The organism is Kitasatospora sp. NPDC093558, assembly GCF_040683475.1.
In the GTDB taxonomy this organism is placed as follows: Bacteria; Actinomycetota; Actinomycetes; order Streptomycetales; family Streptomycetaceae; genus Kitasatospora.
In genome coordinates, this window is record NZ_JBFBDY010000338.1 from 1 (window position 1) to 6,885 (window position 6,885).

At 69.2% G+C, this 6,885-nt stretch carries 5 protein-coding genes and 1 pseudogene; 4 read left to right on the plus strand and 2 right to left on the minus strand.

Annotation, left to right across the window (positions count from 1 at the left end; genetic code table 11):
• A pseudogene (locus tag AB0O00_RS25570) lies at window positions 1-286 on the plus strand (FAD-dependent oxidoreductase); the annotation flags it as partial.
• A gap of 2 nt (window positions 287-288) precedes the next feature.
• Here AB0O00_RS25570 and AB0O00_RS25575 read toward each other — a convergent pair.
• Together AB0O00_RS25575 and htpG are read right to left on the minus strand one after the other, a co-directional pair.
• On the minus strand, window positions 289-567 hold the full coding sequence (locus tag AB0O00_RS25575) for a hypothetical protein (protein WP_363655488.1): 279 nt from the start codon (window positions 565-567) through the stop codon (window positions 289-291).
• 179 nt (window positions 568-746) lie between these two features.
• Window positions 747-2,699, minus strand: coding sequence for a molecular chaperone HtpG (gene htpG / locus AB0O00_RS25580; protein WP_363655490.1), 1,953 nt, complete (start codon window positions 2,697-2,699; stop codon window positions 747-749).
• A 318-nt stretch (window positions 2,700-3,017) separates the two neighbouring features.
• Here htpG and AB0O00_RS25585 point away from each other — a divergent pair, with 318 nt between their 5' ends.
• The 3 genes from AB0O00_RS25585 (at window position 3,018) to AB0O00_RS25595 (ending at window position 6,528) form a co-directional block, all read left to right on the plus strand.
• Entirely contained in the window at window positions 3,018-4,469 is a 1,452-nt protein-coding gene (locus AB0O00_RS25585) for a cytosine permease (protein ID WP_363655492.1), read from the plus strand.
• A 91-nt stretch (window positions 4,470-4,560) separates the two neighbouring features.
• The gene (locus tag AB0O00_RS25590; protein WP_363655494.1) at window positions 4,561-5,730 is read left to right on the plus strand and encodes an agmatine deiminase family protein; all 1,170 of its coding nucleotides are present in this window, start codon (window positions 4,561-4,563) and stop codon (window positions 5,728-5,730) included.
• A 315-nt stretch (window positions 5,731-6,045) separates the two neighbouring features.
• Window positions 6,046-6,528: a hypothetical protein gene (locus AB0O00_RS25595; protein WP_363655496.1), complete on the plus strand. Its 483-nt coding sequence runs from the start codon at window positions 6,046-6,048 to the stop codon at window positions 6,526-6,528.
• Window positions 6,529-6,885: the final 357 nt, after the last annotated feature.

The window sequence follows — 6,885 nt, forward strand, 5'->3', positions numbered from 1 at the left end:
CGACCTCACCCTGCACACCGACCAGGGCATCACCAGCGTCGCGGAACTCATGCGCCCCGCACGGCCCGTGCTCCTCGACCTCGCCGACCGCCCGGACCTTCGCGAGGCTGCCCGGGACTGGCAGCACCGGGTCGACATCCGCACCGCCAAAACCGATCGCCCCCCGGCCGACCTCCTCCTGATCCGCCCGGACGCCCACATTGCCTGGGCCGTGGCCGTCGACGAACCCGCCGACATCGCCGTGCCCGCGCTGCGAGAAGCACTCGCCCACTGGTTCGGCACCTGAGTTCAGTACTGCCGCGCCTCTACCACCTCGGCGATCTGGGCCTGCGGGTCGACCGCCACGGTCACCTTGGTCCACATCTCCCTGAGGGCAGCTTCCAGGGCCTCTGCCTCAGCGGCGGTGTCGAAGTCCAGGTCGATCATGATGTGCCCGGGATCGCCCGCGGGCCGCAGGATGCGGTAGCTCTTCACCCCGGATTTCTCCCGCCCGAGCGGGTCGCTGTCGAAGGCCGCCTTCCAGGCCGCGTAGTCACGTACGGAGTGCTGGATGCGCAGGACGTACATCTCGGATCCCTTTCTTCGAGCCCACCCTTGTCAGTGGACCACCGCAGGACGCCGCGTGCCCACCCAAGCGGCCCGACCGAGGCCTGGCCGGCTGCTGCCGGCACCGGGAGGGGTGGCCGCCGGTGCCGGGTGCGGTCGGCCAGGACGGTTGGCGTCTGGCGGGCCGCACCCGGCGGAGATTACAGGGTGTGGGTGAGCCGATCGGTCAGGAGGCGGGTGAAGCGGGCCGGGTCGGGCAGGTCGCCGCCTTCGGCGAGCAGGGCGCTGCCGTGGACGAGTTCGGCGAGGTCGGCGAGCGCCGGGTCGTCGGCGTTCGTCGCGTGTGCCCGGCGCAGGGCGGTGATGAGGGGGTGGGTGGGATTGAGTTCGAGGATCCGCTTGACGGCGGGGAATTCCTGGCCCATGGCCCGGTACATCTTCTCCAGGGTGGGGGTCAGGTCCTGGGCGTCGCCGACCAGGCAGGCCGCGGAGGTGGTCAGGCGGGTGGAGAGGCGGACCTGCTTGACGTGGTCGGCCAGGGTGGTCCGGAGCCAGGCGAGGAGGGCGGCGAAGTCCTGTTCGCGCTGGGCCTTCTCGCTCTTCGCCTCGTCACTGCCGTCGCCGTCGGAGTCGTCGTCGAGGTCGACCTGGCCCTTCGCGATCGACTGGAAGCGGTGGCCGTCGAAGGAGGGGATCTGGTCGGTCCAGATCTCGTCGATGGGGTCGGTGAGGATCAGGACCTCGTAGCCCTTGGCGGTGAAGGCCTCCATGTGCGGGGAGTTCTCCACCATCGCCCGGTTCTCGCCGGTGAGGTAGTAGATGGTGTCCTGGCCGTCCTTCATCCGCGCGACGTACTCGCGCAGGCTGGTCGGCTTCTCAGGGTCGTCGGTCGAGGCGACGCCGACCAGTTCCAGCAGGGCGTCGGTGTTGTCGCGGTCCTCGATCAGGCCTTCCTTGAGGACGCGGCCGAACTGCTCCCACAGCTTGAGGTAGGCCTCGGTGTCGGTGGCCTGCGTGCTCTTCAGGGCGCCGAGGACCTTCTTGACGAGGCGCCGGCGCACAGCGGTGATCTGGCGGTCGTGCTGCAGGATCTCGCGGGAGACGTTGAGGGAGAGGTCGTGGGCGTCGACGACGCCCTTGACGAACCGCAGGTAGTTCGGCATCAGCGCGTCGCAGTCGTCCATGATGAACACGCGCTTGACGTGCAGCTGCACACCCCGCTTGGTGTCGCGGGAGAACAGGTCGAACGGGGCGTGGGCGGGGACGAACAGCAGTGCCTCGTACTCGAAGGTGCCCTCGGCGCGCATGTGGATCGTCTCGGCCGGGTCCTGCCAGTCGTGGCTGATCTGCTGGTAGAACTCGTTGTACTCGGCCTCGGTCACCTCACTGCGCGGGCGGGCCCACAGGGCCTTCATCGAGTTCAGCGTCTCGGGCTCGCCCCGGTCCTCGGCGCCGGCTTCGGTGTCGGCTTCTGTGTCGGGGGCGGGGGCGGCGGGTTCGGCGGCCATGCGGATGGGCCAGCGGATGAAGTCCGAGTACTGCTTGACGATCTGACGGATCTTCCGCGCGGCCAGGTAGTCGCCCAGCCCGTCCTCGCCGTCCGCCGGCTTGAGGTGCAGCGTGACCGACGTGCCGACCGGCAGATTGCCGGCCTCCGCGATCGTGTAGGTCCCCTCACCGTCGGACTCCCACGCGGTGCCCTGCTCGGTGCCGGCCCGGCGCGTGTGCAGGGTGATCTTGTCGGCGACCATGAACGCCGAGTAGAAGCCGACCCCGAACTGGCCGATCAGGCTCTGGGCCGCGGCCGCGTCCTTGGTCTCCTTGATCTTCGCCAGCAGGCTCGCGGTACCGGACTTGGCGATGGTGCCGATCAGGTCGACGACGTCGTCTCGGGTCATGCCGATGCCGTTGTCCCGCACCGTCAGGGTGCGGGCGTCGCGGTCGATGTCCAGCGTGATGTGCAGGTCGGAGGTGTCGGCGTCGAGGCCGGTGTCGGTGAGGGACTCCAGGCGGAGCTTGTCGAGGGCGTCGGAGGCGTTGGAGATCAGCTCGCGCAGGAAGATGTCCTTGTTCGAGTAGATCGAGTGGATCACCAGCTGCAACAGCTGGCGGGTCTCCGCCTGGAACTCCAGCGTCTGGGTCGGGCTGGCCACGGGAGGCGTCTCCTTCGAGTGGTGGAAAGCGTTCGGTCCGGTCAAGCCACCGGGCCCGCTCAACGTACAGCGTGGCCGGGCCCGGGGACGTTCGGAGCCGTCGGAGCCGTTGGAGCATCAACTCGATCAGTGCGGCATATCCTGAAGATCTCGTCAGGAACAAGCCTCTGATGGGATCATCCAGCGCTGTTCAGGGCGTGTTGTCCAAACTATTGACTGAGTTTTAAGTCAGTCCCTAAGGTGGCGCCGCCCCGTGAACCCGGAATGCCGGGGCAGCCGACGTGGGCCGGAGCGGCCCCGTACACAGAAGGCCACAACATGGCGACAGTCGCCTCGCACGCCGAGGACCACGCACGTCCCGTAGGCATCGAACAGCACTCGATCGACTGGGTGCCCCTGGAGGAACGGCACGGCAAACCATCGAGCATGGGTGCCATCTGGTTCGTCGGCAGCCTCAACCTCACCGGTCTGGCGACCGGGGTCGTGACGCTCTCGATGGGGGCCTCGCTCGTCTGGACGGTGGTCGCCACCGTGCTGGGCTCGCTCTTCGGCACGTTCTTCATGGCGTTCCACGCGGCCCAGGGGCCTCAGCTCGGACTGCCCCAACTGGTCCAGTCCCGGCCGCAGTTCGGCTACCTCGGGGCCGCGCTCACGGTGTGGGTGTTCGCCCTCGTCAACTACGTGGCCTTCAACACCTCGGACGCCCTGCTGTCCGGCCAGGCCATGAACACGCTCTTCGGGATCCCCAACGTGGTCGGTTACCTGGTCGCGGCGGTGGTCGCGGCCGTGATCGCCCTGTTCGGCTACGACTGGATCCACCGGCTGAACAGGTGGCTCACCTGGCCCTTCGTCGTGGTCACCGCGGCGGTCACGGCGGCGGCCCTGTTCGGAGGGGGTCTGCCGGACGGCGTCTGGCGGGCCGGCCCGTTCGAACTCGCCCCGTTCATGCTGGTGTTCGTCTTCGTCGCCGGTTTCCAGCTGGGCTGGGCGCCGTACGTCTCGGACTACTCGCGCTACCTCAGACCCGACGTCTCCGTCCGCAGCACCTTCTGGTGGACGTATCTGCCCAGTGCCGTCTCCGGGGTGTGGGTGTTCATCCTCGGCGCCGTCGTCTCGGCCGCCGCCCCCGCGGACACCGACCCGGTGACCGCGCTGAAGCTCGCCGCCGACCGGCTGTTCGGCGGATTCGGCACGATCGCGGTCGTGGTGCTGCTGGTCGGGCTGCTCTCCATCATGGCGATCAACCAGTACGGCGGCAGCCTCACCATGATCTCGATCGTCGACTCGTTCCGGCCGGTCAAGCCGACCCGGGCCATCCGGGTGGCGACGATCGGGATCATGCTGGTGACCGTCGGCGCGGTCTCCACCCTCGTCGGGATCGACCGCTTCAACTGGTTCTTCGCCAACGTGGTGGTCGTGCTGACGTACCTGTTCATCCCCTGGACGGCCGTCAACCTGGTCGACTTCTTCCTCGTCCGGCGCGGCCAGTACGTCGTCCGGGAGATCTTCAACCCGCATGGCATCTACGGCCGTTGGGGTTGGCGCGGCAACCTCGCCTACGTGATCGGCCTGGCCTGCATGGCCCCGTTCATGGTGATCACCGGTCTCTACGTCGGGCCCGTTGCGGACCTCCTCGGCGGAGTCGACTGCTCGCTCCTCGTCGGCCTGCCGGTGGCCGGCGTCCTCTACTGGGCCTTCGCGCGCAGCCTCGACCTGGCCACCGAGCGCCGGATGGTCCGGGAGGAGGGGCTGCTGGCCGAACTCCACTGAGCTGATCCACCCCAGCACGTACAGCACGTCCGTCAGCACGCCCGTGACACATACAGCACGTCCGTCAGCACGTCCGTGAAAGGAACAGCACGTGAAGACAGAGCACGACGACTCCAAGCCGGGCATCAGCCGCAGGACCCTGTTGGCCCGGACCGGTGCGGCAGCGGCCGCACTGGCGGTGGGCCCGGTACTCGGCGGCATCCGGCCGGCTCAGGCCGCCTCCTTGCGGGTACCGGGAGAGGACGAGCCGCACAACCGGACCTGGATGTCCTGGCCGTCCAGCTCCGTGATCTGGGGCAGCCTGCTGTCCAGGATCCAGTCCGACATCGCCGAGCTCGCCACGGAGATCGCCCGGTACGAGCCGGTCATCATGTGCGCGGACGGCCCGACGGCCGCGTCGCGGGCCAGGACTCTGTGCGGAGCCGGCGTCACGGTGATCGGCTCGATTCCGGTCTCGGACTGCTGGATGCGGGACACCGGCCCGCTGTTCCGGGTCGACGGCGCCGGCGGCCTGGACGCCTTCGGCCTGAACTTCAACGCCTGGGGCGAGAACGCCACCAGCTTCTACGGCCTCCCCGCCTCCGCCTACGACAAGGACCGCACGGTCGCGCAGAACGTCGCCGGGTACGTGGGCGTCCCGTTCGCGAAGGCGTCGGTGGTCGGCGAGGGCGGCGGTGTGGAGTGCGACGGCGACGGCACGCTGATGGCGACCGAGAGCTGCTGGGTGAACCCCAACCGCAATCCCGGCATGACGCGGGACCAGATCGAGGCGGAACTGCTCTCCCGCTTCGGCGCCTCGAAGATGATCTGGCTGCCGGGAGTCACCGGGCAGGACGTCACCGACGGCCACATCGACGGCACCGCCCGATTCGTCCGACCCGGCGTGGTGATGGTGCAGCTGGGCGGCGCCGTCCGGCCGGACGTCTGGACCGCCAACGCCCAGGCCATCAACGACGTCCTGGTGAACTCCACCGACGCCAAGGGCCGCCGGCTGCAGGTCCTCACCATCCAGGGGCCCGACACCCTGCCCCGGATCCCGCAGGGCAAGCAGGCGCAGTTCCTCGGCTCGTACATGAACTGGGCCGTGACCAACCAAACGGTGATCACGACCCAGTTCGGTGACACCGCCAAGGACGCGGCCGCCAAGACCGCCATCGAGTCCGCCTTCGGCAGACCGGTCGTCCAGCTCAACCTCGACAACCTCTACGGCAACGGCGGCGGAGGCGCCCACTGCGTCACGATGCAGGAACCCAGCCGCTGAGCGAACCGCCCGGGCCCCGCCACCGGGACCCGGGCGGCCCGGCCCGCCGCTGCGGCAGCGCGGATTTCTGCCGACGAAGTCGGCGCCTTTGGCAAGGCGGCGGGTGCCGCGCGGTTCGGCTCGCGGAACACCGAGGCGTGCTGACTCCCTGACGGCCGGGTAACTGTGAAGTCATAGAGGATGCGTCCCCTCGGGACTCGGAGGTTTCCGGGCCCGAGGGGGCTGTCACGTTCGACCGATGTCACGGGAGTGTCATTCATGAAGCTGTCTCTCTGCGTCAGTTCGTTCCGCTGGACCGCCCGCGCGAAGTCCCTCATGAAGTACGCGGAGGTCGACTCCCCGGTCGGCACCATAGACATCCACCGGGGCCCGTCCGGCTACCCGCGGGTCGAAGGACTGGCCCGGACGTCGGAGAACTGGTCGCTCCGGCTGGGGGATCGCGAGCTGCTCGCCGTCCAAGGCCTCGCCGCACCCGGTTACCCCGCCCGGGCGACGGCCAAGACCGGGCTGGACGCCGTCCTCTGCGGGCAGCCGGGGCGGTTGATCGCCCAGCGCTCGCTTCGGAATTCGGAACGGTTCGTCCGCTTCTCGTCCCCGGAGTTCAGCATCGGCGCGGTCAAGCAGTCGGGACGCTGCGTGGTCCTGGACAGCCGGGATACCCAGTGCGCATCGCTCCGACACCGCCGTGAATGGAGCGTGTCCGTGGAAACCGATGAGGTGTGCGCCTTTGTTGCCCTGCTGATGGCTGCGGGCCTTGAAGAGGTCCTGGCATCCCCGCTGTTGGACCTTCTTCCCTGAGGCCATGACCGGCCGGCCGCCGCAGTCCCGTGCGATCACCCACGACGTTGCGGGCCATGCCGGGAATCCCGACCTCGCCCGCGCGATGTCGGTCGAACTCGACCGCCGCCTTCGCGCCGCCGGCAGCACGACGCTGAGGACTCGGGGTCGGTCGGGCGCGGGGGCAGGCCCGACCGGAAGCCGCTTGCTCCCGTCCGCACGCCCCGGTCGGCCCCGGTAGCCGTCCTGACCGTGCCTTCCGCGTGCGTGCGCTCGTTGACGGGGCATGCGAACGATCACAGCAGCCGCGCACACCCGGCGCGCCCTGCTCGCCACAGGGGCCGGGGCGGCCGGCGGGCTCGCGCTGGCCGCCGCCGG

Bases quoted from the DNA above. Each gene is read 5' to 3' on its own strand.
- AB0O00_RS25595 (WP_363655496.1), top strand. From the start codon at position 6,046: ATGAAGTACGCGGAGGTCGACTCCCCGGTCGGCACCATAGACATCCAC.
- AB0O00_RS25575 (WP_363655488.1), bottom strand. From the start codon at position 567: ATGTACGTCCTGCGCATCCAGCACTCCGTACGTGACTACGCGGCCTGG.
- AB0O00_RS25585 (WP_363655492.1), top strand. From the start codon at position 3,018: ATGGCGACAGTCGCCTCGCACGCCGAGGACCACGCACGTCCCGTAGGC.